Origin of the sequence: Haemophilus parainfluenzae (genome assembly GCF_014931415.1) — a bacterium.
Classification (GTDB): domain Bacteria; phylum Pseudomonadota; class Gammaproteobacteria; order Enterobacterales; family Pasteurellaceae; genus Haemophilus_D; species Haemophilus_D parainfluenzae_AF.
The window spans coordinates 926,879-952,393 of record NZ_CP063121.1; the positions used below are offsets into that span (position 1 = coordinate 926,879).

Here is a 25,515-nt window from a genome sequence, read left to right on the forward strand (position 1 = left end):
AAATTCCCTTCTCTTTAAAGAGAGGAGCGACTAGAAACGAAAGGAAAATCCTACGCTTTTTCCACTTTAACCGCACATTTTTTGAAGTCGGTTTCGCCTGAAATTGGATCGGTTGCATCCAATGTTAATTTGTTAGCAAGCTGACCCGCATCAAAGAAGGTGGTGTAAATTAAGCCCTGAGGACATTTGTTACGACCACGGGTATCTAAGTAAGTGATCATTTCACCACGACGAGTGATTAACTTCACTTTATCCCCATGACGTAAGCCATATTTTTTTGCATCCGCTGGGTGCATCCAAACTAAGTTGTTCGGGAACGCACGGTGTAATTCAGGTACACGACGAGTCATGGTACCAGTATGCCAGTGCTCAAGTACACGACCAGTACATAACCATAATGGATATTCTTCATCTGGTGATTCTGCAGGGTCTTCATAAGGCACACCTAAGATAATTGCTTTTTTATCTGGATAACCGTAGAACGCAACATCTTCGCCTGCTTTAACGTACGGGTCAAAGCCTTCACGGTAACGCCATAAGGTTTCTTTACCGTCAACAACCGGCCAACGTAAACCACGTACTTGGTGGTAAGTATCAAATGGTGCTAAGTCATGACCATGACCACGTCCGAAGTCAGCGTATTCTTCGAATAAGCCTTTTTGTAGGTAGTAACCAAAGTGATCTGCTTCATCATTGATGTATCCTGGAACATCCGTTGGTACTTTATATTTGTTTACTTCACCATTCTCGTAAAGTACTTCATATAAAGTCTTACCACGATATTCTGGCATTTGAGCTAATAATTCTTCGCCCCATACTTCATCTGTTTTGAAGTATTTAGAGAATTCCACAATTTGCCATAAGTCAGAACGAGACTCACCAGGACCTTTCACTTGTTGACGCCATAATTGGGTACGACGTTCTGCGTTACCATAGCCCCCTTCTTTTTCTACCCACATACAAGTAGGGAGAATTAGGTCTGCTGCAACTGCAGAAACGGATGGGTAAGGGTCTGAAACAACGATGAAGTTTTCAGGGTTACGCCAACCAGGGAAAATTTCGTCGTTAATGTTTGGACCACCTTGCATGTTGTTGGTACAAAGTTGCCATAAGAAGTTTAATTTACCATCTTTTAATGCACGGCTTTGTTGTACAGCTGCGTATCCAGGTACAGTTGGAATGGTACCTTTTGGTAATTTCCATTTTTTCTCAGCGATTTCAACGTGTTTAGGATTGGTTACTACCATGTCCGCTGGTAAACGGTGAACGAAAGTACCCACTTCACGCGCTGTACCACAAGCTGAAGGTTGACCAGTTAATGAGAACGGACCACAACCTGGTTTAGAAATTTTACCGGTTAATAAGTGTACGTTATAGATCATGTGGTTAACCCATACACCACGAGTGTGTTGGTTAAAGCCCATTGTCCAGTAAGAAACTAAGTTCTGTTCTGGATCCGCGTACATTTTCGCGAGGGTTTCAAGCTGATCTTTTGGTACACCAGAAATACGGTGTGCTTCGTCTAATGTATAAGGTGCAACGATTTTCTTGAATTCTTCGAAGTCAGAGTCATACATTTTACCTGCAGTTTTACGGTTTTTCGCTGCAACTTCAAGTGGGTGTTCTGGACGTAGACCATAACCGATATCAGTTTCACCACGTTTGAATTTAGTATGTTTATTAACGAAGTCCCAGTTTACTTTATCGTTTTGGATAATGTAGTTTGCAATGTAGTTAAGGATTGCAAGGTCTGCATGTGGATTAAATACGATAGGCACATCAGCTAATTCAAACGAACGGTGTTCGAATGTTGACATAACTACAACTTTCACGTTATCAGAAGAAAGACGACGGTCAGAAATACGAGACCATAAAATTGGGTGCATTTCCGCCATGTTTGAACCCCAAAGCACAAATGCATCGGTTTTCTCGATATCGTTATAGCAACCCATTGGTTCATCCATACCGAATGTACGCATAAACGCAACCGCTGCAGACGCCATACAGTGACGAGCATTAGGATCGATAGTATTTGAACGAAGACCAGCTTTCCAAAGTTTTACTTTTGCATAGCCTTCATAGATAGTAGTTTGACCGGAAGAGAACATCCCAACAGCATTTGGTTCTTTTTTCTTCAAGATGTCTTTGATTTTTTCCGCCATGATAGTGAAAGCTTGCTCCCAAGAAACTGGTGTAAAGTCACCTTCTTTATGGAATTTACCATCTTTCATACGTAATAACGGAGTTTGTACACGGTCTGCACCGTACATGATTTTAGAAAGGAAGTAACCTTTGATACAGTTTAAACCGCGGTTTACTTCTGCATCCGGGTCACCTTGAGTTGCGACAACTCGACCATCTTTGGTTCCTACCAATACGCTACATCCTGTACCACAGAAACGGCATGGGGCTTTATCCCATTTGATGCCCATATCTTCGGTCGCATTAACCTGTTTAACAGGGATGGTCATACCGGCAGCCGCTGCCGCTGCAAGTGCAGCATTGGCTTTCATAAAATCTCTACGATTAAGTTCCATAGTTTTCCCCACTCGTTGTTGAATGTTTTAGAATATACAAAAGAGTATGTATTCCTAAATTATTTATTTTTCATCTAAGTAATTCGAAATTAAAGAAACGACAATTACTCCTGGGATATCTTTAATTTCATCCATAAGATCCGCTAATGCTAATTGACGGTTACTTTCAAGGGTGACCACCAATTTGCCTTCATCAGATTTTTCGCCATGAATCTCAGCGGTTGGAATCGCTAAAATGGCTTCTTTGACTTGGTTAAGTTTTTCTGGTCTGGCTTGCACAACAATGCTGCATACATACCAGTTCTCATTTTCGCTAAATTGACTCATCGATATTTGTTTCAATATTAAAAATTTTTATTGCTTTTGTTGGGCAAACACTTAGGCAAGCACCACAACCATTACAGCTTTCTAAATCCAATATGGGTTTTGCTACGCCACCAAGTTGTAATCGAAAACGGATGGCATTCATCGGACAGCTATCTTGGCAACTTCGACATTCCACTCGATTTTCTGTGAGACATTGCGTTGTAATTTCAACTTTATGTGCCCAAGGCTCTTCTTCTAATGAACGAAAAATCGGTTGTTCACAGACTAAAACACATTTTTGGCAGAACGTGCATTCGCCCTTGTCAAATTGTATTTCAGGAAAACAGCCATCGCCTTTTACGATAATTTGGGTTTCACATACCAGTATGCAATCACCGCACCGCGTACATTTATCTGTAAAGTTGTTCTCGTTTATCGACCAAGGTGGACGGATAGCATTAATACCTTGAATTTTCGCGTTTTCAGAATGTAACGATTGTAAAAATTGCCCACGTAATAATTGTCTGCGAGAAGGATTTTCAATCGCCATATTTTTCTTTAAAGTTCGGTATTTTCAAGGGATGCATTATCTAGTGCTAATAAAAAAATAGTAACTACCTAAAAGGAGTAGTTTTTAAGAAATATACACTTTTGTTGAGATAGATCAATGATATTTTGAAAATATGTTATTAGTGTAAATAAATTGTTAAAATATAAGTGAAAATGATTATTAAATAGGGCGGAAGAACCGCCCTGAAGTGAGTTTAAAATATTATGCGTTTTGGGTTGGGTAATCCCACCAAATATCGAATAATTCACTGATTTCGATTTGTTGTAATTTATTTTCTTCTAACCATTTTTTCACTAATTGACGATGGCTTTCATCACATTTACCGATTTTCTCTAAGCAAACTAAGCCTTCCCAATGTAAATAGCCGCTACCTTCATAAGCTAAGCCGTTTGGTTGAATCACTTCAGCAATAAAACGATCAACGGTTTCATCGATAGTTTCGATGCTGGTACCTTCAGCAAATTGCCAATTCACTAAAAAGCCTAATTCTTGGAACTCTGCTAAGTGAAGTTTTTTACGTTGACGTTGATTACGAGTTGTCATTTCAATGTTCTCCTATGTTAAGGTAATGGGTATCGTCATCATCTCAATGATTATTTTTTCTTAAAGTATAAATCCCACACACCGTGGCCTAAGCGATGACCGCGCGCCTCAAATTTTGTGAGAGGGCGGAAATCAGGACGTGGAATATAATCTTGTTCGGCAGTATTGATTAAGTTTTCATTGGCTGAAAGCACTTCGAGCATTTGTTCCGCATAGTTTTCCCAGTCCGTTGCCATATGAATAAAACCATTTGGTTGTAATTTTTGCACGACTTGCTCTACAAAGTGCGGTTGAACAATACGGCGTTTATGATGTTTCGCTTTATGCCAAGGGTCAGGGAAGAAAAGTTGTAAGCCGCCCAATTCGCCGTCTTTTACACAATCACGTAGAATTTCAGTGGCATCATGGCAAATCACGCGAAGGTTTTTCACGCCTTTTTCTACCGCATAAGCAATACAGGCACCTACACCTGGTGTGTGTACTTCAATACCAAGATAATTTTTATCAGGATTTGCTTCTGCCATATCCACTAAAGATTTCCCCATTCCGAAGCCAATTTCTAATATAACGGGATTTGTATTGCCATAAATCGCGACAAAATCAAAAGGGGCATTTTGATAATCTAATCCAAGATCAGCCCAGTGATCATTCATCATATTTTTTTGAAAATCACTTAAGCGACCTGTCCGCAACACAAAGCTACGAACTTTACGTTTATAACGACCATCTTCTGTAAATTCAGCCGTTTCAACGGTTTTACGTTTTTGATCAGCAAAGGTTTTTTGCTCTTCTGTCATGGTTTTTATTCGCTCAATTAAAATTGGCGGCGATTATACACTAAAAGGCAAGGTTGTGGGATTTTTCCACCTAATTCCCGTATAATAGCGAAAATTTTTAATTGTTTTTTGTTATGAATATTGTCCGAGTTGCATTAGCCGTACCGCTCCCCCGATTTTTTGATTATCTCTATTCACCTGACTTGACACCAATCGTTGGTGGACGAGTGTTGGTGCCTTTTGGTTCGCAAAAACGAGTCGGGATCGTGGTGGATTTGCCGGCTTCTTCGGATGTAGCAAAAGAGAAGTTAAAACCAATTATTGATGTGCTTGATGCTGACTCACTTTTTAATTCCATAACGTGGGATTGGTTAGCTTGGTCGGCTAATTATTATCGCGCTGCCTTAGGCGATGTGTTGTTTCAAGCGTTGCCAGTCAAACTCCGCAATGGTGAAAGTGCGGTTAAAAATGACCGCACTTTTTGGCGTATTACGGAACTTGGAAAACAAGCATTAGAATCAGGCGAGCTAAAACGCGCTAAAAAACAAATTGAAGCCTTAAATTTATTGCTAATGCAAGATTTAGAAAAAGGTAACAATGAAATCAGTTTGGCAATTTGGTCAGCGCTTAAAGGCAAAGATTATGTAGAAGAGATTATTGTGCCTAGTGAACAAAAAAGTTGGCAACAAGCTCTTGGGGATAATCCTTTAGTTAATCTTGATAACCGATTGATCTTAAACAAGCAACAAGCCCTTGCATTTAGTCAGTTGCTTTTCCAAGAAGGCTTTAATGTGTGGTTGTTAGAGGGCGTGACCGGTTCGGGTAAGACTGAAATCTATCTGCAATATATTGAAGAAATCTTAAAGAAAGGCAAACAGGTTTTAGTGCTTGTTCCTGAAATTGGGCTTACCCCTCAGACAGTGAGACGGTTCAAAGCTCGCTTTAATGTGGAAATTGATGTATTGCATTCCAACTTGAACGATACTCAGCGCTTAAATGTTTGGGAGCGAGCAAGAACCGGGCAGAGTGCAATCGTGATAGGGACGAGATCAGCGCTCTTCACCCAGTTTTCAGATCTCGGCTTAATCATTTTAGATGAAGAGCATGACGGCTCGTTTAAACAGCAAGATGGTTGGCGTTATCATGCAAGAGATTTAGGCATTGTTTTAGCGCAAAAGCTCAATATCCCTATCTTATTAGGTTCTGCCACACCAAGTTTGGAAAGTGTGAATAACGTACAAAATGGTAAATATCATCATTTGGTCTTATCAAAAAGAGCCGGAAATTCGACCGCACTTCGCCAGTTTGTGATTGATTTAAAACATCAACGAATTCAAAACGGATTATCCGAACCTCTATTGCAACGTATGCAAGAACACTTAGAAAAAGGCAACCAAGTATTTTTGTTCCTTAATCGACGTGGATTCGCTCCCGTGTTGTTATGCCATGAATGTGGTTGGATTGATGAATGTCATCATTGCGAAAAACCTTATACTTATCACCAACATCAGCGCGTTTTACGCTGCCATCATTGTGGTGCTCAAAAAACAGTGCCGATGCAGTGTGGCCATTGCGGTTCAACGCATTTAGTGACCACGGGATTAGGTACAGAGCAGCTAGAAGAAACCTTAAAAGCACGTTTTCCTCAATATAATATTGCTCGTATCGATCGTGATAGCACTGCGCGAAAAGGTAAGCTTGAAGGTTATTTAGAGGATATTCAGCAAGGTAAAAGTCAGATTTTAATTGGCACACAAATGTTAGCCAAAGGACACCATTTCCCGAATGTCACTTTGGTTGCTTTAGTGAATGTGGATAATGCCTTGTTTTCCCTTGATTTCAGAGCCGAAGAACGTTTGGCGCAGCTTTATGTGCAAGTTGCGGGGCGCTCAGGCAGAGCCGAAAAACAGGGCGAAGTGGTTTTGCAGACACATTATCCGGATCATCCGTTATTAACCACCTTGCTTGAAAAGGGCTATCAAGCCTTTGCAGAAGAAACCTTGAAGCTACGTCATAATATGGGCTTGCCTCCATTTAGTTTCCAAGCCTTGTTTAAAACTCAATGTCGTCATTCTGAAGAGGCGGAAAATGCATTGTCGCAATTGGCGTCTTTCTTCTATGAGCAAAAAATTGAAGGCTTGCAAGTGTTGGGACCAATTCCTGCACCGTTCAGCAAAAAAGCGGGACAGTATCGTTGGCAGTTACTATTACAACACGCCTCTCGAAAACAATTACAGGCTGCATTGAGTCGATATTCCCCAGAGTTGATAAAGTCTTCTCAAGTGCGGTTGATTTTAGACGTGGATCCTTTGGATTTGAGTTAGCAAAAATTCCCTAGAAAAATGCACAGTTTTTCAGTAGAATTAAGCGTTTTTTATACTCTAAGTTTAATTTATCGAATATTTTAGGATTTTATCGTGGCTCATCGAGATTTTGCCGGTCGAAGCGGCTCAAAAAATAATAAAAAGAAAGCAAAGAAACGTTTTAATCGTAATACTTTAATTGGTCTTGCGTTGGTAGCAGTATTAGGTTTTGGTTTAGGGCTTTACTTCTTAAAAAGTAAAACACCTGAACCTGTCGTGACAACAACGGTTCAACCAGAAAAACCGCAACCAAAAAGTGTGTTGCCGAATCGTCCAGAAGAAGTATGGCACTATATTAAAGAATTAGAAACCCGTACGGTGCCGGTGGATAATAATCCTTCTTCTGTTGAAAAAAATATGCGTTTGACGGAAGAACAGCGTCAAGTGCTTATTCAAATGGAAAAAGAGCAAAAGGCGGCAGAAGAAGCGAAAAAATTAGAAGCTCAGCGTAAAGAGCAAGAAGCGGCAAATGCAGAAAAAGCCGCCGCTCAAGCACAACAAGCTCAATCAGCACAGACAGCTCAAACTCAGCCAGCTCAGCAAACAGCAAAACCAGAAGCGAAAAAGCCTGAATCAGTTAAAAAGCCTGAACCACCAAAAAAAGCGGAAGTAGTAAAAGCTGAACCGGTAAAAACAGAGCAACCGAAAAAAGCAGAACCAAAACCTGCTGAACAGCAAGTACAGGCTGGTGGTAAAAAATTTGGTTTACAATGTGGTGCATTTAAAAATCGTGCACAAGCAGAAAGCTTACAAGGTCGCCTTGCGATGGCGGGTGTGAATGCACAAATTGCGACAAGTGAAGAATGGAACCGCGTACGCGTGGGACCATTTGGTAGTCGAGATGCCGCAGCTGCTGCACAAGATAAAGCAAAATCTGTGGCAAGCTGTGTGGTGATTGGAATGTAATTAAGACTTTAAAAGTGCGGTTAAAAATGACCGCACTTTTTTTATATATTTCACTTGCCAAAAAACAAAAAAACAATAAAATGAACGTTCATTCATTTTAAGTATTCATCTTAAATGACCTTTCTCATATATAACCCTAAGAATTTAATTTTTTATTATGCGACAAGTAAAAGCCTCTAAAACGAAGCTTGATGTCAGCGAGCAGATCTTTGATGCAACAGATCGTCTTATGGCAAAAGAAGGATTACATCATCTTTCTATGCATAAGTTAGCCAAGGAAGCAGGCATCGCAGCTGGCACGATTTACCTTTATTTTAAGAGTAAAGACGAGTTATTAGCACAATTTGCTCGTCGAGTGTTCAATAAGTTTGTTGTGGCGATTGAAGAAGGTTTTGATGAAAACCAATCTTTTTTCGAGCAATACAGAAAAATGTGGTGTAATATTTGGCATTTTCTGCAAGAAAATCCAACGATTCTGTTAAACATGAATCAATATCGATCTTTGCCAGAGTTTATTGAAACCTGCAAAGAAATGGAGCATTCGTGTTGGGATCAGTTTTGTATAAAGGGACAAGCAGCAAATGTGTTAGCTGATTTAGATCCTCATCTGTTATTTTTGCTGAGTCTTAAAACCGCAATGGTTTTAGCCTCAGATATCAAATATCTCGGTACGGTAGTAACCGATGCGATGTTAGAATCTGTCATTGAACGCTCTTGGCGTGCAATTCAGAAGTAGTCATTTTATTGTCTTAATGGAGTTTTCCAAATGAGTATAACTCAAACTAATAGACCAAAGCGCTCACACGTTTTCTTTTTGAAATTAGCGTTAGGCGTATTTGTGTTAATTTTTGCTGCAATGATTTTTCTTAATCATATGAAAGCAAAAGGTATTGCTGATTTCTTAGCAAATAAACCTGAAACAGCTTCTCCTGTTACCGCAATGACAGTTAAGGCTTCAGAATGGACGCCGATCATTGAAACAACAGGTCTTGTTCGTCCAAATCAAGGGGCGATGTTAAGTGCACAAAGCGCTGGAACCGTGTCTAAAGTGCTCGTGCAAAATGGCCAAAGCGTGAAAAAGGGTGATTTGTTAGTTGAGTTAGATAGTTCCGTTGAGCGTGCAAGCTTACAAGCGGCTCAAGCTCAAGTGGTGTCATTACGTCAAACTTATCAACGTTATGCAAACCTTGCTGGCAGCGGTGCCGTTTCTCGTCAAGAATTAGATAACGCAAAATCAGCTTATGAAGCACAAGCGGCAAATATTGAGTCATTAAAAGCAACCATTGAGCGTCGCCAAATCGTCGCGCCATTTGATGGTAAAGCCGGTATCGTGAAAGTGAATGTTGGTCAATACGTTTCAAACGGTACTGAAATTGTGCGTGTTGAAGATCGTTCTTCTATGAAAGTGGATTTTGCGATTGCGCAAAACCTATTAGATAAATTGCATATTGGTCAAAAAGTAACGGCTACGGCAGATGCGCGTAAAGGTGAAACCTTTGCAGCAAAAGTTACTGCCATTGAGCCGGCAATTAATTCTTCAACCGGTTTAGTGGATGTTCAAGCAACATTTGAACCAGAAGATGGGGCAAAATTATTGTCCGGTATGTTTACTCGCTTACATGTGGCTTTGCCAACAGAACATAATCAAATTGTGGTGCCACAAGTGGCGGTGAGTTACAACATGTATGGCGAATCGCTTTATATTTTGACCGCACTTTCTGATGAAGATATTGAGAAATTAGGCGGCGCAGAGAAAGCGGCGAATATGTACCGTGCAAAATCAATCACCGTGTTTACAAAAGATCGTCAAGGCATTTATGCACAATTAAAAGGCGATGAAGTCAAAGTTGGCGATAAAATTGTGACTGGTGGTCAGCAAAACTTAAGTAATGGTGCATTGGTTTCTGTTGCAGATAAAGCGGGCGTGGGTACAGAACAACCTGCAAATAAAACGAATCTTTAATTAGGAAAAGCGAATGAGATTTACCGATATATTTATTCGTCGCCCTGTTTTGGCGGTTTCGATTAGCTTGTTAATCATTATTTTAGGTTTACAAGCGATCTCGAAATTGGCTGTGCGCGAATATCCGAAAATGACCACAACGGTAATTACGGTGACCACCGCATATCCAGGTGCAGATGCAAACTTAATTCAAGCATTTGTGACCTCGAAAATTGAAGAAGCGGTAGCACAAGCAGACAATGTGGACTATATGTCTTCAAGCTCTAGACCAAGTACGTCAACAGTTACCGTAAAAATGAAATTAAATACCGATCCGAATGCAGCCTTGGCAGACGTGTTAGCCAAAGTTAACTCGGTTCGTTCTGAATTGCCAAGTGGTATTGAAGATCCAACGGTTTCTTCCTCTACAGGTGGTTCGGGGATTATGTACATTAGTTTCCGTTCTAGCAAACTCGATGCAAGTCAAGTAACTGACTATATTCAACGCGTAGTCAAACCTCAGTTCTTTACCGTAGAAGGGGTAGCGAGCGTACAGATTTTTGGTGCATCAGAGTACGCACTTCGTGTTTGGTTAGATCCAGAAAAAATGGCAGCTCAAAACCTTTCAGCCACACAAGTGATGTCTGCATTATCAGCGAATAACGTTCAAACGGCAGCGGGTAATGATAATGGCTATTTTGTGACTTATAAAAACAAAGTAGAAACCACGACAAAATCCGTTGATGAATTAGGTAACTTAATTGTGACATCGAACGGTGATAAATTGGTGCGTTTACGCGATATCGCTGATATTGAGTTAAATAAATCAAGTGATAGCTCTCGAGCAGTCGCGAATGGTGCTGATTCTGTTGTATTAGCGATCAACCCAACTTCATCTGCGAACCCACTCACTGTTGCAGATAAAGTGCGTCCACTTTATGAGAGTATCAAAAATAATCTGCCAGATGCTATTCAATCTGACATTTTATATGATCGCACCATCGCGATTAATAATTCGATTGATGAGGTAGTAAAAACCATTATTGAAGCAACAGTAATCGTATTAGTCGTGATTACCATGTTTATCGGTTCATTCCGTGCAATTTTGATCCCAATTATTACCATTCCGATTTCATTAATCGGGGTAATTATGTTGCTTCAAACCTTAGATTTCTCCATTAACTTGATGACGTTGCTAGCATTGATTCTGGCAATCGGTTTGGTGGTGGATGATGCGATTGTGGTATTGGAAAACGTGGACCGTCACATTAAGTTAGGCGAAACTCCATTCCGTGCTGCTATTATTGGTACGCGTGAAATCGCTGTTCCGGTTATTTCCATGACCATTGCCTTGATTGCAGTATATTCTCCAATGGCGTTAATGGGGGGGATTACGGGTACATTGTTTAAAGAGTTCGCCTTAACCCTTGCAGGGGCGGTATTTATTTCAGGTATCGTGGCATTAACACTTTCACCAATGATGACCAGTAAGTTACTGAAATCGAATGCGGAGCCAAGTAAATTAGAGCAACGAGTAGAGCATACACTAAGCAAAGTAAATGCAGCTTATGCGTATGTCCTTGATTTGGTGATGGTTAATCGTAAATGTATGTTGATGTTTGCGGCGATTATCTTTGCGACCTTACCGGTATTGTTTAAATCACTTTCAAGTGAATTAACCCCACCAGAAGATAAAGGGGCATTTTTGGCGATTGGTTCAGCACCGTCTAACGTAAACGTGGATTATGTGCAAAATGCGATGGCACCTTATCAAGAGATTTTAAAAAATACGCCAGAAGTGCAGTTTGCCATGACAATTTCAGGTGCGCCAAGTTCTAACCAATCTTTAAACGTCATTACGTTAAAAGACTGGAAAGAACGTTCAAAAAGCCAAACTGAGATCTTAAATGAATTAAATGCGAAAGCGAAATCAATTCCTGAGGTATCTGTTCAAGGCTTCTCGTTCCCAGAAATTGATACAGGGGAGCAAGGACCTCCGATTGGTTTTGTGATCAGCACATCACAAGATTACGGCGATTTAGCAAATGTGGCCGGTAAATTCTTAGAGGATATGCAAAAATCCAGTAAGTTCGTTTATACCAATCTCGATCTTAAATTTGATACCGCTCAAATGCGCATTAAGATTGATCGTGAAAAAGCAGGGACTTACGGCATTACGATGCAACAAATCAGCCGAACTTTAGGTAGTTTCTTATCTGCCGCAACCATTGAACGTGTAGATATTGACGGCCGTGCTTATAAAATTATTTCCCAAGTAAAACGTGATAATCGTTTATCACCGGAAAGTTTTAATAAGTATTATGTGACAGCAGCAGATGGTACCTCTGTACCGTTAAGCAGCTTAGTGACAGCCACATTAGAGCCGCAACCAAGCTCATTACCACGTTTCAGCCAATTGAACTCAGCGGTAATCAGTGCAGTACCAATGCCAGGTACTTCAATTGGTGATGCAGTGCAATGGTTACAAGACAATGCGAAAAATACCTTGCCACAGGGTTACAACTATGACTTTAAAGGCGAGGCACGTCAGTTAGTACAAGAGGGTAGCTCACTTGCAGTAACGTTCTTACTTGCAGTAGTGATTATTTTCTTAGTCTTGGCGATTCAATTTGAATCAATTCGCGATCCAATCGTGATTATGATTTCTGTACCGTTAGCGGTGAGTGGTGCGTTATTAGCCTTAAATGCCTTCGGATTTGTAGGGATTGCAGGAACGACACTCAATATCTATTCACAAGTTGGTTTGATTACCTTAGTTGGTCTTATTACAAAACACGGTATTTTGATGTGTGAAGTGGCGAAAGAAGAGCAGTTAAACCATGGTAAAACACGTATTGAAGCGATTACAGCCGCAGCTAAAGTCCGTTTACGTCCAATTCTGATGACAACCGCTGCGATGATTGCCGGTCTTGTGCCGTTGCTTTATGCAACAGGTGCGGGTGCGGTATCCCGTTTCAGTATTGGTATCGTTATCGTAGCCGGTTTGGCAATTGGTACATTGTTTACCTTGTTCGTATTGCCAGTGATTTATTCTTACATTGCAAGCGAACACAAACCATTGCCGGAGTTCGATGAAAATGTGAAACCAATTGAAGGCCACATTAACGAACAACATTAATTAACAATGGCATAAAAATAAACCGCACGTTGATTCTTCAAGTGCGGTTTTCTTTTAAGCATTAAAAAAGCGAACATGATGCTCGCTTTTTATTTGTAAAGTGCGGTCAATTTTTTGACTATTTTATTTAGCCATTTTTATTTTTTGCCGCTTTATAAAGCTCCATCGCTTCTGGTAATAAGCGTTGTAAGTTTTCTTGACGAGATTCATCACTCGGGTGAGTAGAAGCTAACACATCAAGTGCGCCTTTAGAGCCACCAGAGGCTTTAGCCATTTTTTGCCATAAACCAGGCGCGACTTGTGGATTGTAACCTGAGCGAGCCATTAACATGAGGCCCACTTCATCGGCTTCAGTTTCAGCGCTACGAGAGTAAGGCTTATCTAAAGCAAAGTCTTTAGTCAGTGTGACTAAATCAGTCACGTCGGCTCCAACGACAACAGACAGAGCTGTTCCACCAATAGCGCCAGCAATCGCACTCATGGTGCCGAAGTTGGCTTTGGCTTTACCGTGCTCTTTTAAGGCGTGAGCCATTTCATGACCCATTACAACCGCGATTTCATTATCGTTTAGTTGTAAAGTATCCACTAATCCTGTGTAGAAAGCCATTTTTCCGCCTGGCATAGCCCAAGCATTGAGCTCTTTAGATTTAATGACATTGATTTGCCAATTAAACTTTAAGCCAGTTTCATTCGCTTGGTTTGCATAAGGCACCATTTTGTTAAAGACATGATGAATACGTCTTGCGGTATTTGATGTGGTATCAATCGCACCTTGTGAGCGAATTTTCCCCATTTCTTGTGTGTAGCTACTTGCTGCTTCTTGATTGATTGAGGCAGAATCCGCACAAGACGTGATAACCGCCCCTGCTAATACAGCAAAAGCAAAACTTTTGAGTTGTTTTTTCATAAATTATCCTTTTGTTGAGATGGCTGATTATATGAATTTATTGCGTTTTGTCGATACAAAAAGATTGTCTTTTAAATTTGCACTACTATAATAGTGCAAATTTTTATTTTAGGACTTAACGATGACAATAAAAAAATCTCCTTCTTTATTAGGCGGCGCCATGATTATTGCGGGTACCGCGATTGGTGCAGGTATGCTCGCTAATCCAACTTCGACGGCGGGCGTATGGTTTATCGGCTCTATTCTGGCTTTGGTTTACACCTGGTTTTGTATGACCACATCAGGTTTGATGATCTTAGAAGCCAACTTACATTATCCTACCGGCTCAAGCTTTGACACCATCGTGAAAGATTTGTTAGGAAAAGGTTGGAATATTATCAATGGTCTTTCCGTTGCTTTCGTGTTGTATATTTTAACCTATGCCTATATCACCTCTGGCGGCGGTATTACACAAAACTTGCTCAATCAAGCCTTGGGTTCCGCTGAAAGTGCGGTCGATATTGGACGTACTTCTGGTTCCTTGATTTTCTGTTTTATTCTTGCAGCTTTCGTCTGGCTTTCTACTAAAGCAGTGGATCGTTTCACAACCATTTTGATTGTTGGAATGGTGGTGGCTTTCTTCCTTTCTACCGCAGGCTTATTGAGCTCTGTAAAAACAGAGGTGTTATTCAATACCATTGCGGAAGGTGAACAAAGCTATTTGCCTTATTTATTGACCGCACTTCCAGTTTGCTTGGTGTCTTTTGGTTTCCACGGAAATGTACCGAGCCTCGTCAAATATTACGATCGTGATGGTCGTCGCGTGATGAAATCGATCTTTATTGGTACAGGTTTAGCCTTAGTGATTTACATTTTATGGCAGCTTGCGGTGCAAGGTAATTTACCGCGTACCGAGTTTGCTCCGGTGATTGCAAAAGGTGGCGATGTATCAGCATTATTAGAAGCGTTACACAAATACATTGAAGTAGAATACATTGCCGTTGTGTTGAATTTCTTTGCTTATATGGCTATTGCGACTTCATTCTTAGGGGTGACTTTAGGGTTATTTGATTATATTGCTGATTTATTTAAATTTGATGACAGCTTATTAGGCAGAACCAAAACCACATTGGTGACATTCTTACCGCCACTATTGTTAAGTTTACAATTCCCTTATGGCTTTGTGATCGCTATTGGTTATGCCGGATTAGCTGCAACCATTTGGGCAGCAATCGTACCAGCACTGCTTGCTAAAGCCAGTCGTCAAAAATTCCCAAATGCAACTTATAAAGTGTATGGCGGTAATTTTATGATTGGCTTTGTGATCTTATTCGGTGTGTTAAATATTGTGGCACAAGTAGGCGCAAACTTAGGATGGTTTGCAAGTTTCGCAGGATAAGTTTTCACGTTAATATAGTAGGGGCGTATCAAATACGCCCTTTTTAATTTTACATAGGAAATGAGATGAATAACAAAACGAGTGTTTACGATAAAGAAAACTTCTTTGCGCTTTATCAAAAACTTCGATCTAATCCCATCAGTCTCAATGAAATAGTGGAAAAGCCAACGATGCTTTCCCTGTTACCTGATTTGCAAGGGAAGAAATTACTCGACCTAGGCTGTGGCACTGGCGGGCATTTACAACTTTATCTAGAACGAGGTGCGAATAAAGTGATTGGAACCGATCTTTCCGAAAAAATGCTCGAACAAGCTGAAAAAGATCTGCAAAAGTGCGGTCAATTTTCTGGACGTTTTTCGTTATATCAGTTACCAATGGAAAAATTACCGGAATTGCCAGAAAGTGATTTTGATGTCATTACCAGCTCTTTTGCTTTTCATTATATTGAAGATTTTCCCGCTTTATTAGCTTCGATTGCCAACAAACTTAAGCCTAATGGTACATTAGTTTTTTCCCAGGAGCATCCGATTACCACTTGCCATAAAGAAGGGGAGCGCTGGGAAAAAAATGAGAAAAAACAGCAAGCCGCTTATCGTTTAAATCATTACCGTGATGAAGGGCTAAGAGAGAGAAATTGGTTTCAACAACCTTTTAAAACCTATCACCGCACGACGGCAACGATTATTAATGATTTAATTGCTGCAGGTTTTCAAATTGAACAAATGGCTGAACCCATGTTAGCTGATCAGCCACAATGGCATGATGAATTTAAAGATTTGCGGCATCGTCCCCCTTTATTGTTTATTAAAGCAAGAAAAGTAATAAATTTGATAAAATAAACTGGTTTTTGACCGCACTTTATGGTATAAATCGCACCGCTGTTTTTGGGTTTCAAAAGCAGCGTTTTTAATTATTAACAACACACACATATCATTAAGGCTTAATCGGGGTGCCAAACGGTCGATTAGCTGATATGTGGAGGCTCAACCCCAACAAAAGGAAAATATTATGGCACAAGTTTCAATGCGCGACATGATCAACGCGGGCGTACACTTCGGACACCAAACTCGTTACTGGAACCCACAAATGAAACCTTTCATTTTTGGTGCTCGTAACGGTGTTCATATCATCAACTTAGAAAAAACTTTACCTTTATTCAACGAAGCTTTAGCGGAATTAACCCGTATTGCTAGCAACAACGGTAAAGTATTATTCGTTGGTACTAAACGCGCGGCTCAAGAAGCAGTACAAGCTGCAGCATTAGACTGTCAACAATATTATGTAAACCACCGTTGGTTAGGTGGTATGTTGACTAACTGGAAAACCGTTCGTCAATCAATTAAACGTTTAAAAGATTTAGAAACTCAATCTCAAGACGGTACTTTTGACAAATTAACCAAAAAAGAAGCGTTAATGCGTACCCGTGAGATGGAAAAACTTGAATTAAGCCTTGGCGGTATCAAAGATATGGGCGGCTTACCAGATGCGTTATTCGTTATCGGTGCAGACCACGAACATATCGCTGTTAAAGAAGCAAACAACCTAGGTATTCCTGTGTTTGCTATCGTTGATACTAACTCAACTCCAGCTGGCGTAGATTTCGTTATCCCTGGTAACGATGATGCGACTCGTGCTATCCAACTTTACGTTTCTGCAGCTGCAGCAGCGGTTAAAGAAGGTCGTGGTAACGAAGCTCAAGTTGCTGAAGAATTAGCAGCTGACGCAGAATAATTTAAGTTTTGCAATAAGGCGAAGCCCTTAATAATCAAACGATTAATTGGCATAGGGGCTAAAGTTTAGCCCCTATATTTTTATCTAAAAGTGCGGTCAAAATGAATCGTACTTTCGACAGAGGATTTTTAAAATGGCTGAAATCACAGCATCATTAGTAAAAGAACTTCGTGAACGTACCGGTGCCGGTATGATGGAATGTAAAAAAGCATTAGTTGAAGCAAACGGTGATATCGAGTTAGCAATCGACAACATGCGTAAATCTGGTCAAGCTAAAGCTGCTAAAAAAGCAGGCCGTGTTGCAGCTGAAGGTGTTATCCTTGCTCGTGTACAAAATGGTTTCGGTGTATTAGTTGAAATGAACTGTGAAACTGACTTCGTAGCAAAAGATGCTGGCTTCTTAGGTTTAGCAAACGAAGTGGCTGATTTCGCAGCTGCACACAAAGGTACCACTATCGAAGCATTACAAGCACAATTTGAAGAAAAACGTGCTGCATTAGTGGCTAAAATCGGTGAGAACATGAACATCCGTCGTGTTGCTTACTTAGAAGGTCAAGTTATTGCTCAATACTTACACGGTGCAAAAATCGGTGTATTAGTTGCAGGTGAAGGTTCAGAAGATGAACTTAAAAAAGTGGCAATGCACGTAGCAGCATCTAAACCAGAATTCGTGAACCCAGAAGATGTACCTGCAGATGTTGTTGAACACGAGCGTCAAATTCAAATTGATATCGCAGTTAACTCTGGTAAACCAAAAGAAATCGCAGAGAAAATGGTTGAAGGCCGTATGAAGAAATTCACTGGTGAAGTTTCATTAACAGGTCAACCATTCGTAATGGATCCTTCTGTATCTGTAGGCGACTTCTTAAAATCAGTAAACACTTCTGTGTCTAACTTCATCCGTTTAGAAGTGGGTGAAGGTATCGAGAAAAAAGAAGAAGATTTCGCAGCTGAAGTTGCAAAAATCACTGGCGGTAACGCTTAATTTTCTCCATTGAGATATAAAAAAGCCGATATTGAATATCGGCTTTTTTGTTGTCTGAAATTTGAGATTTTCTATTTCTTTGGACGAATATCGATGGCAGGGTCTGCATCTTTACGATATTTTTCTTCAATTAGTTTTTTCAGTCCATAGTCATCTTTGTCAGCTTGTTCAGAGAATAAATCTTCTTCTAATGTGAGCTTCGGATTTTTAATTCCAATCCAATTAGCAATACCTTCTAAGAAATTCAAACCAGATTTAAAGGCTTTATATTCTTTACGTGCCGTATCATCAGATGAAATCTTAAAGAGCGGAATATTATGATGTAATTGGCTGTGACAGTTTTGGTTAAACAAGGTGACGCCATGTTTATCATCTTCCTGATGACATAAACCATGATCTGAAAAATAAATCATGGAGAAAGTGCGGTGTGTTTTTTGCTCGTTTTCTTTGAGCGTTTCATACACTTTCTTGATGAAATCATCGGTTTTCTTAATGGATGTAATATAGCAATTTAAGTATTCGTTCTTTTTCTCAATGTCATTATCATTGAAAATTTTCGGATAATCTTCAACGCGATCGCAAGCAAGCGGATGTGAACCATAAATGTGTAACACAATAAAGCGTTTACCTTGCGTTGGATCTTCTAAAACTTGAGCAAATTTAGGAATTAAATCAAAATCGCTGTAGTTTGTAGAATTAAAGCTCCCACCTTTTTTCAAGAAAATGGTTTCATCAGATTTTGAGGCAAGCGAAGCAACTGGCGTGTCATATTCACCTAAGAAACCTTGATTAGACAGCCAGTAGGTTTTCAGACCTGCAGACTTAATGAGATCCACTAAGCTTAAATCATAGTTTGGCTCCCACTTTTCTTTGTCTGGTAAAGTTAGCATCAAGCGCAATGAGGCGACAGTGTTGGTTCCAGCGGATGTCATGCCATCAATCAGTGTACCATTTGCAGATGACATAAATGGTGTGTCATTGACGGGGTATCCATACGCATGCAAGTAGTCTTTTCGTGCACTTTCACCCAAAATAATCACATAATCTTGGTATTTAGAATTTTCTAATGTGGATTGTCCCCAGCTGCTTTCCTGTGACATTTTTTTCAATTTTTGCCATTCATTAACAATTTCTACACTCGAATCTATTGTTTCTTTTAATGGCGCAGCAATCGGTAAGTTGTAGCCAATCAACAAGGTAGCGAGGGCAATGAATGTTTTATTGCGATAAAATTTTACGCCAAATTTGACCGCACTTTTGTAATGTAAAAAGACTAATAGTGGAATAGCCAATGCGGCTAAATAGCTACTTACTGGAATTTGTAGCAGAAATTCTTTGGTTTCCAACATATCTGTTGCAAGAACCGAAGCGATATATTGGTAGCTTGGCGCACCAAAATTTAAGCCTGTCGGCGTATAAATTGCGTGTAAGCAAACTAAGGGTAATAAAATAAAATAGAAAGATTTTCGGCTACTACTTAATAAAATAATGAAAATAGCCGTGAGTAAAATCAGACTAATAGATGGCTCAGGAAACATCCCTGAACCTCGTAAAATCAAATAACCGGCAGCAACGGCACAAGCCAAAGAAAAAAGTGCGGTTAAAATTTGTGAGGTTTTTGAAATCTTCATAAAGTTTACCTATAAAATCAAAACGGCGATATTTTATCGCACTTTTCTGACCAATTTCCATTTTTAACTTTTTCGCTCTTTTGCTAGAATAAGCCAAATTTTGTAACCGACAAAGGAAAAGACAAATGAGCCAACCAATTTACAAACGTATTTTATTGAAATTAAGTGGTGAAGCATTACAAGGAGATGAGGGTTTCGGTATCGATCCTTCAATCCTTGATCGTATGGCGTTAGAGATTAAAGAACTAATTGAAATGGGCGTGGAAGTTGGTGTTGTGCTCGGCGGTGGTAACTTATTCCGTGGCGCAAAATTAGCTAAAGCCGGCATGAATCGCGTGGTGGGCGACCATATGGGAATGCTTGCAACCGTGATGAATGGTTTGGCAATGCGTGATGCGCTTCACCGTGCAGATGTGAATGCAAAATTAATGTCTGCATTCCAATTAAATGGGATTTGCGATACCTATAACTGGTCTGAAGCCATCAAAATGTTGCGTGAAAAACGTGTAGTCATTTTCTCAGCCGGTACAGGTAGCCCGTTCTTTACTACAGATTCTGCAGCATGCTTGCGTGGTATCGAAATTGAAGCGGATATCGTGTTAAAAGCGACCAAAGTTGATGGTGTATATGATTGCGACCCAGCAAAAAATCCTAATGCGAAGCTATACCATAAATTATCTTATGCAGAAGTGATTGATAAAGAATTACAAGTAATGGATTTAGCTGCATTTACACTTGCGCGTGACCACGGTATGCCAATTCGTGTATTTAATATGTGTAAACCAGGTGCGTTACGTAAAGTGGTACTCGGTACAGAAGAAGGTACAACGATTAGTTAATTTTTTAAAGAATAAAATGGCGAGAGACAATCTCGCCTTTTTTATGAATAAATTTATTCAAAACTCCCTAAAAATCCAGTAAAATCACTGTGTTTTATCTTTATTTATTAAAAAGGACAGATGAATGATTAATGAAATCAAACAAGATGCTGAAGCTCGCATGGAAAAAAGCCTCGAAGCGTTGCGTGGGCATATTGCAAAAATCCGTACAGGCCGTGCACAACCAAGCTTATTAGACGCAATCCAAGTGGAATACTATGGTGCAGCGACACCACTTCGTCAATTAGCCAACGTTGTTGCAGAAGATGCACGTACTTTAGCGGTAACAGTATTTGACCGTTCTTTAATCAGTGCAGTAGAAAAAGCAATTTTAACCTCTGATTTAGGTTTAAACCCATCTTCAGCAGGTACAACAATTCGCGTGCCTCTTCCTCCATTAACTGAAGAACGCCGTCGTGATTTAATCAAAATCGTAAAAAGCGAAGGTGAGCAAGGTAAAGTTGCAATTCGTAATGTGCGTCGTGATGCAAATGATAAAATCAAAGCATTATTAAAAGACAAAGAAATCAGCGAAAACGATCAACACAAAGCAGAAGAAATCATTCAAAAAGTGACTGATAGCTATATCAAAAAAGTGGATGAGATCTTAGCAGATAAAGAAAAAGAATTAATGGATTTCTAATTGTCGAACCATGTTTTGGGGCAGACCAAGTGTCTGCCCTTGTTCTATTCTGATAAAAAAATAAAAGCACAAAGTGCGGTCGAAATTTTATGCAAAAACAAAATCTTGTTATTTTAGGAGCAACCGGTTCTATTGGTCATAGCACCCTTTCTGTTATCGAACATAATCCTGACAAATACCATGCCTTTGCGTTAGTAGGGGGCAAAAATGTTGAGACAATGTTTAAACAATGCGTGAAATTTCAACCGCACTTTGCTGCATTAGATGATGAAAATGCAGCAAAGGTATTGCGAGAAAAATTAGCTTCACACCACATTAGAACGGAAGTCTTAGCGGGACAGAAAGCCATTTGTGAGTTGGCAGCACATCCAGATGGAGATCAAGTTATGGCAGCCATTGTTGGGGCGGCGGGATTACTACCGACTCTTTCAGCAGTAAAAGCAAGTAAGAAAGTCTTGCTTGCGAATAAAGAATCGTTGGTGACTTGTGGCCAGCTCTTTATTGATGCAGTGAAACAATCAAAAGCAAAATTATTGCCTGTTGATAGTGAGCATAACGCGATTTTTCAATCCTTACCGCCGGAGGCACAAGAAAAGGTTGGATTTTGTCCTTTGAAAGAATTAGGGGTCAGTAAAATTGTCTTAACTGGTTCTGGTGGACCTTTCCGTTATACGCCATTAAATGAGTTTGAGCATATAACTCCCGCACAAGCCGTTGCTCATCCAAACTGGTCAATGGGCAAAAAAATCTCTGTGGATTCTGCCACGATGATAAATAAAGGTTTAGAGTACATTGAAGCGCGCTGGTTATTTAATGCATCAGCAGATGAAATGGAAGTGATTATTCATCCTCAATCTATTATTCATTCAATGGTGCGTTATGTCGATGGCTCGGTCATTGCTCAAATGGGTAACCCGGATATGCGTACTCCCATTGCGGAAACCATGGCTTATCCAAATCGTACAGTCAGTGGTGTGGAACCATTAGACTTCTTTAAAATCAAAGAATTGACATTTATCGAACCTGATTTTAATCGTTATCCAAATTTAAAATTAGCGATTGATGCGTTTGCAGAAGGGCAGTATGCGACAACCGCAATGAATGCAGCAAATGAAATTGCCGTACAAGCCTTTTTAGATGGCTATATTAAATTTACGGATATTGCGAAAATTAACCAAGCATCGGTTGAGAAAATGCCATCTTCTATTATTTCAAGCATTGATGATGTATTAGCTGTAGATAAGCAAGCCCGTGAATTAGCCGATTCGCTGATTAAAAAGTTGATGTAGAATACGCAAAAGTGCGGTCATAAAATTCGAATATTTTAGAATGAAAGAACTTGATAACAATAATATTCCCGAACATGTTGCTATTATTATGGATGGCAATGGGCGTTGGGCGAAACAACAAAATAAGCTGCGTATTTTTGGCCATACAAATGGTGTGGCGGCAGTGCGCCGTGCGGTGAGTTATGCACGACAAACTGGCGTTAAATTTTTGACGTTATATGCATTTAGCAGCGAAAACTGGAATCGCCCCGAGCAAGAAGTGAGTGCATTAATGACACTTTTTATGCAAGCACTTGATCGAGAAGTTAAAAAATTACACAAAAATAATATTCGTTTAAAGATCATCGGTGAGATTTCTCGTTTTAGTGAGAAATTGCAAGAGAAGATCGCAAAAGCAGAAAATTTAACGGAAAATAATACTGCACTGACTTTAAATATTGCGGCGAATTACGGTGGTTGTTGGGATATTGTTCAAGCGACTCAACAACTCGCTGAAAAAGTAAAAAATAATGAGATTTCGGTAAGTGATATTAATGAATCACTTTTCCAACAACATTTAGTGACACAAGATGAACCGCCGGTCGATTTACTAATTCGCACAAGCGGTGAGCAACGCATTAGTAATTTCTTGCTCTGGCAAATTGCATATGCGGAATTGTGTTTTTTAGATGTGCTTTGGCCAGATTTTAGTGAAAAAGATTTTAATCAGGCAATTGCCTGCTATCAACAACGTCATCGCCGTTTTGGCGGGACAGAATAAGCGGAGAACTTATGCTTAAAGAACGTGTATTATCAGCCATTGTGCTGATTGCTTTGGTATTATGTGCCTTGTTCTTATTTACCCCATTTTATTTTGCCCTAGCCTTAGGCTTTGTGGCGACGCTTGGTATTTGGGAGTGGGCTCAATTTGCTCGTTTTAAAAATCCTTTAGCTCGCCTTTGTATTGCGGCGTTTTTAGGCGCATTTATTTTCCTTTGGCTTTATAACGAAGGTAATTATTTAGATGCGGGTCGAGTATTTGAAAACTACTTACCGTTATTATTGCTAAACTCTGTTGGTTGGTGGGCACTTGCATTGGTGTTAGTGGTGACTTATCCAAGCTCAGCGAAGTTTTGGGGTAAAAATATTCCTTTACAACTCCTATTTGCGTTTTCTACGTTGATTCCTTTTGTGGCTGCTGTCTTACGCTTGCGTTTAGATAATTATACTGCTGATCCACATCATGGTTTGTTCTTATTGCTCTATGTATTTGTATTAGTATGGGCTGCTGACTCAGGTGCTTATTTTGCAGGACGAGCTTTTGGTAAGCATAAACTTGCACCGAAAGTATCACCGGGAAAAACATGGCAAGGCGTATTTGGTGGCATGATCACTGCGGCGATATTGGCATTTGTATTTATTCATTTCTCAGGTGAAACCTTATTAGGTAGCCGTGCAATGAGTGGTTTTATTGTGCTTTCAGTGGCAACTGTGGCTATTTCTGTATTGGGTGACTTAGCCGAAAGTATGTTTAAACGTGAATCAGGCATCAAAGACAGTAGTCAATTAATTCCAGGCCATGGTGGTATTTTAGATCGTATTGATAGCTTAACGGCGGCAGTACCATTCTTCACATACTTCTATTTCTTTGTGTTATAGGGAAAGAACATGTCATTTTTGTGGTCGCTTGGCTCATTTATTGTCGCAATTGCCGTGCTGGTAGCCGTACACGAATACGGCCACTTTTGGGCGGCAAGAAAGTGCGGTATTAAAGTTCATCGTTTTTCGATTGGCTTTGGTAAAGTGATTTGGCGACGCACAGATAAATTAGGCACCGAATTTGCTATTTCAGCCATTCCACTTGGTGGTTATGTCAAAATGCTTGATGGACGAAATGAAGACGTTCCCGCAGAATTAAAATCGCAGGCATTTGAAAGCAAATCAGTCACGCAACGTGCTTTTGTGATTGCTGCAGGTCCTTTGGCTAATTTTATTTTTGCGATTTTGGCATATTGGGTCATTTATGCCGTTGGAATTCCGAGTGTTAAACCGGTCATTGAAAATGTTACGCCAAATTCTCCCGCTGCGATGGCTCAAATTGAACCGAATAGCCAGATTTTAGCAATTGATGGAAAGAATGCACCCGATTGGGAAACCATTAATTTATTGCTCACTGATAAGTTAGGTTCTGATTCTGTTGAACTCACATTAACACCTTTTGGTGAAGACCAACCTTATCAACGAATCATTAATCTGCAAAATTGGACATTTGAACCAGATAAAGCAACATCATTTGAAACATTAGGGATCAATCCCGTTTCAAGTAAAGTGAACATGACATTATCAAAAGTGGTGGAGAACTCACCGGCTGAAAAAGCAGGTTTGTTGGTTGGCGATAAAATTTTAGCAGAAAATTCGACTGCACTTGACTGGAAAGCTTTTGTTGCACTGGTACAACAAGGTCAACCTTTTACAATCAAGGTCGAACGTAATCAAGAAATTTTTGACAAAATCTTGCAACCTGAGAAAAATCGAGATGGTAAATGGTTTGTTGGGTTAAGTCCGACGTTCTTAAAAGTTGGCGAACAGTATCGAACTGAATTAAAATATGGTATTCTTGATGCCCTACAAAAAGGTGTGGAAAAGACAGGCCAAATTTCGTGGTTTATTGTGAAGGCAATCGGGAAATTGTTTAGTGGAGAGCTTTCATTTTCCAGTTTGGCTGGGCCAATTTCAATTGCCCAAGGTGCAGGCGCATCTTCTAACGCTGGCGTGATTTATTTCTTAAGTTTTCTCGCGTTAATCAGTGTTAATTTAGGCATAATGAATTTATTTCCGTTGCCAGTTTTAGATGGTGGACATCTCGTATTTTTGGCGGCGGAAGCTATCAAAGGAAAACCTGTTTCAGAACGGGTACAAAATTTAAGTTATCGTATAGGGCTCACAATCTTGTTAATTCAAACAATTTTTGTGCTTTTTAATGATTTCTTACGTTTATAACTATTGTTTTT

22 protein-coding genes are annotated in these 25,515 nt (G+C 39.9%); 15 read left to right on the top strand and 7 right to left on the bottom strand.

Annotated elements, in window-relative coordinates; genetic code table 11:
• Positions 1–50 precede the first annotated feature (50 nt).
• From napA to trmB, 5 genes are all read right to left on the bottom strand, one after another.
• Complete coding sequence (gene napA, locus INP93_RS04570; RefSeq protein WP_197545260.1) at positions 51–2,537, bottom strand: nitrate reductase catalytic subunit NapA; 2,487 nt, start codon at positions 2,535–2,537, stop codon at positions 51–53.
• Between the two features lie 63 nt (positions 2,538–2,600).
• Complete coding sequence (locus INP93_RS04575) at positions 2,601–2,864, bottom strand: chaperone NapD (protein WP_049367905.1); 264 nt, start codon at positions 2,862–2,864, stop codon at positions 2,601–2,603.
• Complete coding sequence (napF, locus tag INP93_RS04580; protein ID WP_197545261.1) at positions 2,851–3,393, bottom strand: ferredoxin-type protein NapF; 543 nt, start codon at positions 3,391–3,393, stop codon at positions 2,851–2,853. Before napF ends, INP93_RS04575 begins: the two co-directional genes overlap by 14 nt.
• Positions 3,394–3,615: 222 nt before the next feature.
• Positions 3,616–3,957, bottom strand: coding sequence for a YggL family protein (locus tag INP93_RS04585; RefSeq protein WP_049368907.1), 342 nt, complete (start codon positions 3,955–3,957; stop codon positions 3,616–3,618).
• A 50-nt stretch (positions 3,958–4,007) separates the two neighbouring features.
• Positions 4,008–4,754 (bottom strand): tRNA (guanosine(46)-N7)-methyltransferase TrmB, encoded by a 747-nt coding sequence (gene trmB, locus INP93_RS04590; RefSeq protein ID WP_197545262.1) that lies wholly within the window; start codon positions 4,752–4,754, stop codon positions 4,008–4,010.
• Positions 4,755–4,867: 113 nt separating this feature from the next.
• Here trmB and priA point away from each other — a divergent pair, with 113 nt between their 5' ends.
• The 5 genes from priA to acrB all read left to right on the top strand — a co-directional run bounded on the left by priA (position 4,868) and on the right by acrB (position 13,083).
• On the top strand, positions 4,868–7,057 hold the full coding sequence (priA, locus tag INP93_RS04595; RefSeq protein WP_197545263.1) for a primosomal protein N': 2,190 nt from the start codon (positions 4,868–4,870) through the stop codon (positions 7,055–7,057).
• 93 nt (positions 7,058–7,150) lie between these two features.
• The gene (gene ftsN / locus INP93_RS04600; protein ID WP_197545264.1) at positions 7,151–8,002 is read left to right on the top strand and encodes a cell division protein FtsN; all 852 of its coding nucleotides are present in this window, start codon (positions 7,151–7,153) and stop codon (positions 8,000–8,002) included.
• 157 nt (positions 8,003–8,159) lie between these two features.
• Complete coding sequence (locus INP93_RS04605; RefSeq protein ID WP_197545265.1) at positions 8,160–8,738, top strand: TetR/AcrR family transcriptional regulator; 579 nt, start codon at positions 8,160–8,162, stop codon at positions 8,736–8,738.
• A gap of 30 nt (positions 8,739–8,768) precedes the next feature.
• The gene (gene acrA, locus INP93_RS04610) at positions 8,769–9,965 is read left to right on the top strand and encodes a multidrug efflux RND transporter periplasmic adaptor subunit AcrA (RefSeq protein ID WP_049383209.1); all 1,197 of its coding nucleotides are present in this window, start codon (positions 8,769–8,771) and stop codon (positions 9,963–9,965) included.
• Positions 9,966–9,978: 13 nt separating this feature from the next.
• Positions 9,979–13,083 (top strand): multidrug efflux RND transporter permease subunit AcrB, encoded by a 3,105-nt coding sequence (gene acrB, locus INP93_RS04615; protein ID WP_197545266.1) that lies wholly within the window; start codon positions 9,979–9,981, stop codon positions 13,081–13,083.
• A gap of 127 nt (positions 13,084–13,210) precedes the next feature.
• Here acrB and INP93_RS04620 read toward each other — a convergent pair whose 3' ends face one another.
• Entirely contained in the window at positions 13,211–13,990 is a 780-nt protein-coding gene (locus INP93_RS04620) for a M48 family metallopeptidase (protein WP_005699798.1), read from the bottom strand.
• Positions 13,991–14,111: 121 nt separating this feature from the next.
• Here INP93_RS04620 and mtr point away from each other — a divergent pair, with 121 nt between their 5' ends.
• The 4 genes from mtr to tsf all read left to right on the top strand — a co-directional run bounded on the left by mtr (position 14,112) and on the right by tsf (position 18,084).
• Complete coding sequence (gene mtr, locus INP93_RS04625; RefSeq protein WP_070868695.1) at positions 14,112–15,368, top strand: tryptophan permease; 1,257 nt, start codon at positions 14,112–14,114, stop codon at positions 15,366–15,368.
• A 65-nt stretch (positions 15,369–15,433) separates the two neighbouring features.
• Positions 15,434–16,207 carry a class I SAM-dependent methyltransferase gene (locus tag INP93_RS04630; RefSeq protein ID WP_197545267.1) on the top strand — a complete coding sequence of 258 codons (774 nt, stop codon included), beginning with the start codon at positions 15,434–15,436 and terminating at the stop codon, positions 16,205–16,207.
• Positions 16,208–16,376: 169 nt separating this feature from the next.
• On the top strand, positions 16,377–17,099 hold the full coding sequence (rpsB, locus tag INP93_RS04635) for a 30S ribosomal protein S2 (RefSeq protein WP_005698638.1): 723 nt from the start codon (positions 16,377–16,379) through the stop codon (positions 17,097–17,099).
• A gap of 133 nt (positions 17,100–17,232) precedes the next feature.
• On the top strand, positions 17,233–18,084 hold the full coding sequence (gene tsf / locus INP93_RS04640; protein ID WP_005699805.1) for a translation elongation factor Ts: 852 nt from the start codon (positions 17,233–17,235) through the stop codon (positions 18,082–18,084).
• A gap of 71 nt (positions 18,085–18,155) precedes the next feature.
• Here the strand turns inward: tsf and INP93_RS04645 are convergent, their stop codons facing one another.
• On the bottom strand, positions 18,156–19,715 hold the full coding sequence (locus INP93_RS04645; RefSeq protein ID WP_197545268.1) for a phosphoethanolamine transferase: 1,560 nt from the start codon (positions 19,713–19,715) through the stop codon (positions 18,156–18,158).
• A gap of 125 nt (positions 19,716–19,840) precedes the next feature.
• Here INP93_RS04645 and pyrH point away from each other — a divergent pair, with 125 nt between their 5' ends.
• The 6 genes from pyrH (at position 19,841) to rseP (ending at position 25,504) form a co-directional block, all read left to right on the top strand.
• Positions 19,841–20,554, top strand: coding sequence for a UMP kinase (gene pyrH, locus INP93_RS04650; RefSeq protein WP_005698626.1), 714 nt, complete (start codon positions 19,841–19,843; stop codon positions 20,552–20,554).
• Between the two features lie 124 nt (positions 20,555–20,678).
• A complete protein-coding gene (gene frr / locus INP93_RS04655) occupies positions 20,679–21,236 on the top strand; it encodes a ribosome recycling factor (protein ID WP_005696784.1) in 558 nt (185 codons plus the stop codon).
• A gap of 89 nt (positions 21,237–21,325) precedes the next feature.
• Entirely contained in the window at positions 21,326–22,525 is a 1,200-nt protein-coding gene (gene ispC, locus INP93_RS04660) for a 1-deoxy-D-xylulose-5-phosphate reductoisomerase (RefSeq protein WP_197545269.1), read from the top strand.
• Positions 22,526–22,565: 40 nt separating this feature from the next.
• Positions 22,566–23,285: a polyprenyl diphosphate synthase gene (gene uppS, locus INP93_RS04665; protein WP_197545270.1), complete on the top strand. Its 720-nt coding sequence runs from the start codon at positions 22,566–22,568 to the stop codon at positions 23,283–23,285.
• 11 nt (positions 23,286–23,296) lie between these two features.
• Entirely contained in the window at positions 23,297–24,163 is an 867-nt protein-coding gene (locus INP93_RS04670) for a phosphatidate cytidylyltransferase (RefSeq protein ID WP_197545271.1), read from the top strand.
• A 9-nt stretch (positions 24,164–24,172) separates the two neighbouring features.
• On the top strand, positions 24,173–25,504 hold the full coding sequence (gene rseP / locus INP93_RS04675; RefSeq protein WP_197545272.1) for a sigma E protease regulator RseP: 1,332 nt from the start codon (positions 24,173–24,175) through the stop codon (positions 25,502–25,504).
• Positions 25,505–25,515 lie beyond the last annotated feature (11 nt).

Coding starts and splice junctions, on each gene's coding strand:
- napA (WP_197545260.1), bottom strand. CDS start 2,537: ATGGAACTTAATCGTAGAGATTTTATGAAAGCCAATGCTGCACTTGCA.
- priA (WP_197545263.1), top strand. CDS start 4,868: ATGAATATTGTCCGAGTTGCATTAGCCGTACCGCTCCCCCGATTTTTT.
- uppS (WP_197545270.1), top strand. CDS start 22,566: ATGAAAGAACTTGATAACAATAATATTCCCGAACATGTTGCTATTATT.
- INP93_RS04605 (WP_197545265.1), top strand. CDS start 8,160: ATGCGACAAGTAAAAGCCTCTAAAACGAAGCTTGATGTCAGCGAGCAG.
- INP93_RS04575 (WP_049367905.1), bottom strand. CDS start 2,864: ATGAGTCAATTTAGCGAAAATGAGAACTGGTATGTATGCAGCATTGTT.
- acrB (WP_197545266.1), top strand. CDS start 9,979: ATGAGATTTACCGATATATTTATTCGTCGCCCTGTTTTGGCGGTTTCG.
- mtr (WP_070868695.1), top strand. CDS start 14,112: ATGACAATAAAAAAATCTCCTTCTTTATTAGGCGGCGCCATGATTATT.
- trmB (WP_197545262.1), bottom strand. CDS start 4,754: ATGACAGAAGAGCAAAAAACCTTTGCTGATCAAAAACGTAAAACCGTT.
- INP93_RS04670 (WP_197545271.1), top strand. CDS start 23,297: ATGCTTAAAGAACGTGTATTATCAGCCATTGTGCTGATTGCTTTGGTA.
- rpsB (WP_005698638.1), top strand. CDS start 16,377: ATGGCACAAGTTTCAATGCGCGACATGATCAACGCGGGCGTACACTTC.
- INP93_RS04630 (WP_197545267.1), top strand. CDS start 15,434: ATGAATAACAAAACGAGTGTTTACGATAAAGAAAACTTCTTTGCGCTT.
- pyrH (WP_005698626.1), top strand. CDS start 19,841: ATGAGCCAACCAATTTACAAACGTATTTTATTGAAATTAAGTGGTGAA.
- frr (WP_005696784.1), top strand. CDS start 20,679: ATGATTAATGAAATCAAACAAGATGCTGAAGCTCGCATGGAAAAAAGC.
- acrA (WP_049383209.1), top strand. CDS start 8,769: ATGAGTATAACTCAAACTAATAGACCAAAGCGCTCACACGTTTTCTTT.
- INP93_RS04645 (WP_197545268.1), bottom strand. CDS start 19,715: ATGAAGATTTCAAAAACCTCACAAATTTTAACCGCACTTTTTTCTTTG.
- rseP (WP_197545272.1), top strand. CDS start 24,173: ATGTCATTTTTGTGGTCGCTTGGCTCATTTATTGTCGCAATTGCCGTG.
- INP93_RS04620 (WP_005699798.1), bottom strand. CDS start 13,990: ATGAAAAAACAACTCAAAAGTTTTGCTTTTGCTGTATTAGCAGGGGCG.
- tsf (WP_005699805.1), top strand. CDS start 17,233: ATGGCTGAAATCACAGCATCATTAGTAAAAGAACTTCGTGAACGTACC.
- ispC (WP_197545269.1), top strand. CDS start 21,326: ATGCAAAAACAAAATCTTGTTATTTTAGGAGCAACCGGTTCTATTGGT.
- napF (WP_197545261.1), bottom strand. CDS start 3,393: ATGGCGATTGAAAATCCTTCTCGCAGACAATTATTACGTGGGCAATTT.
- INP93_RS04585 (WP_049368907.1), bottom strand. CDS start 3,957: ATGACAACTCGTAATCAACGTCAACGTAAAAAACTTCACTTAGCAGAG.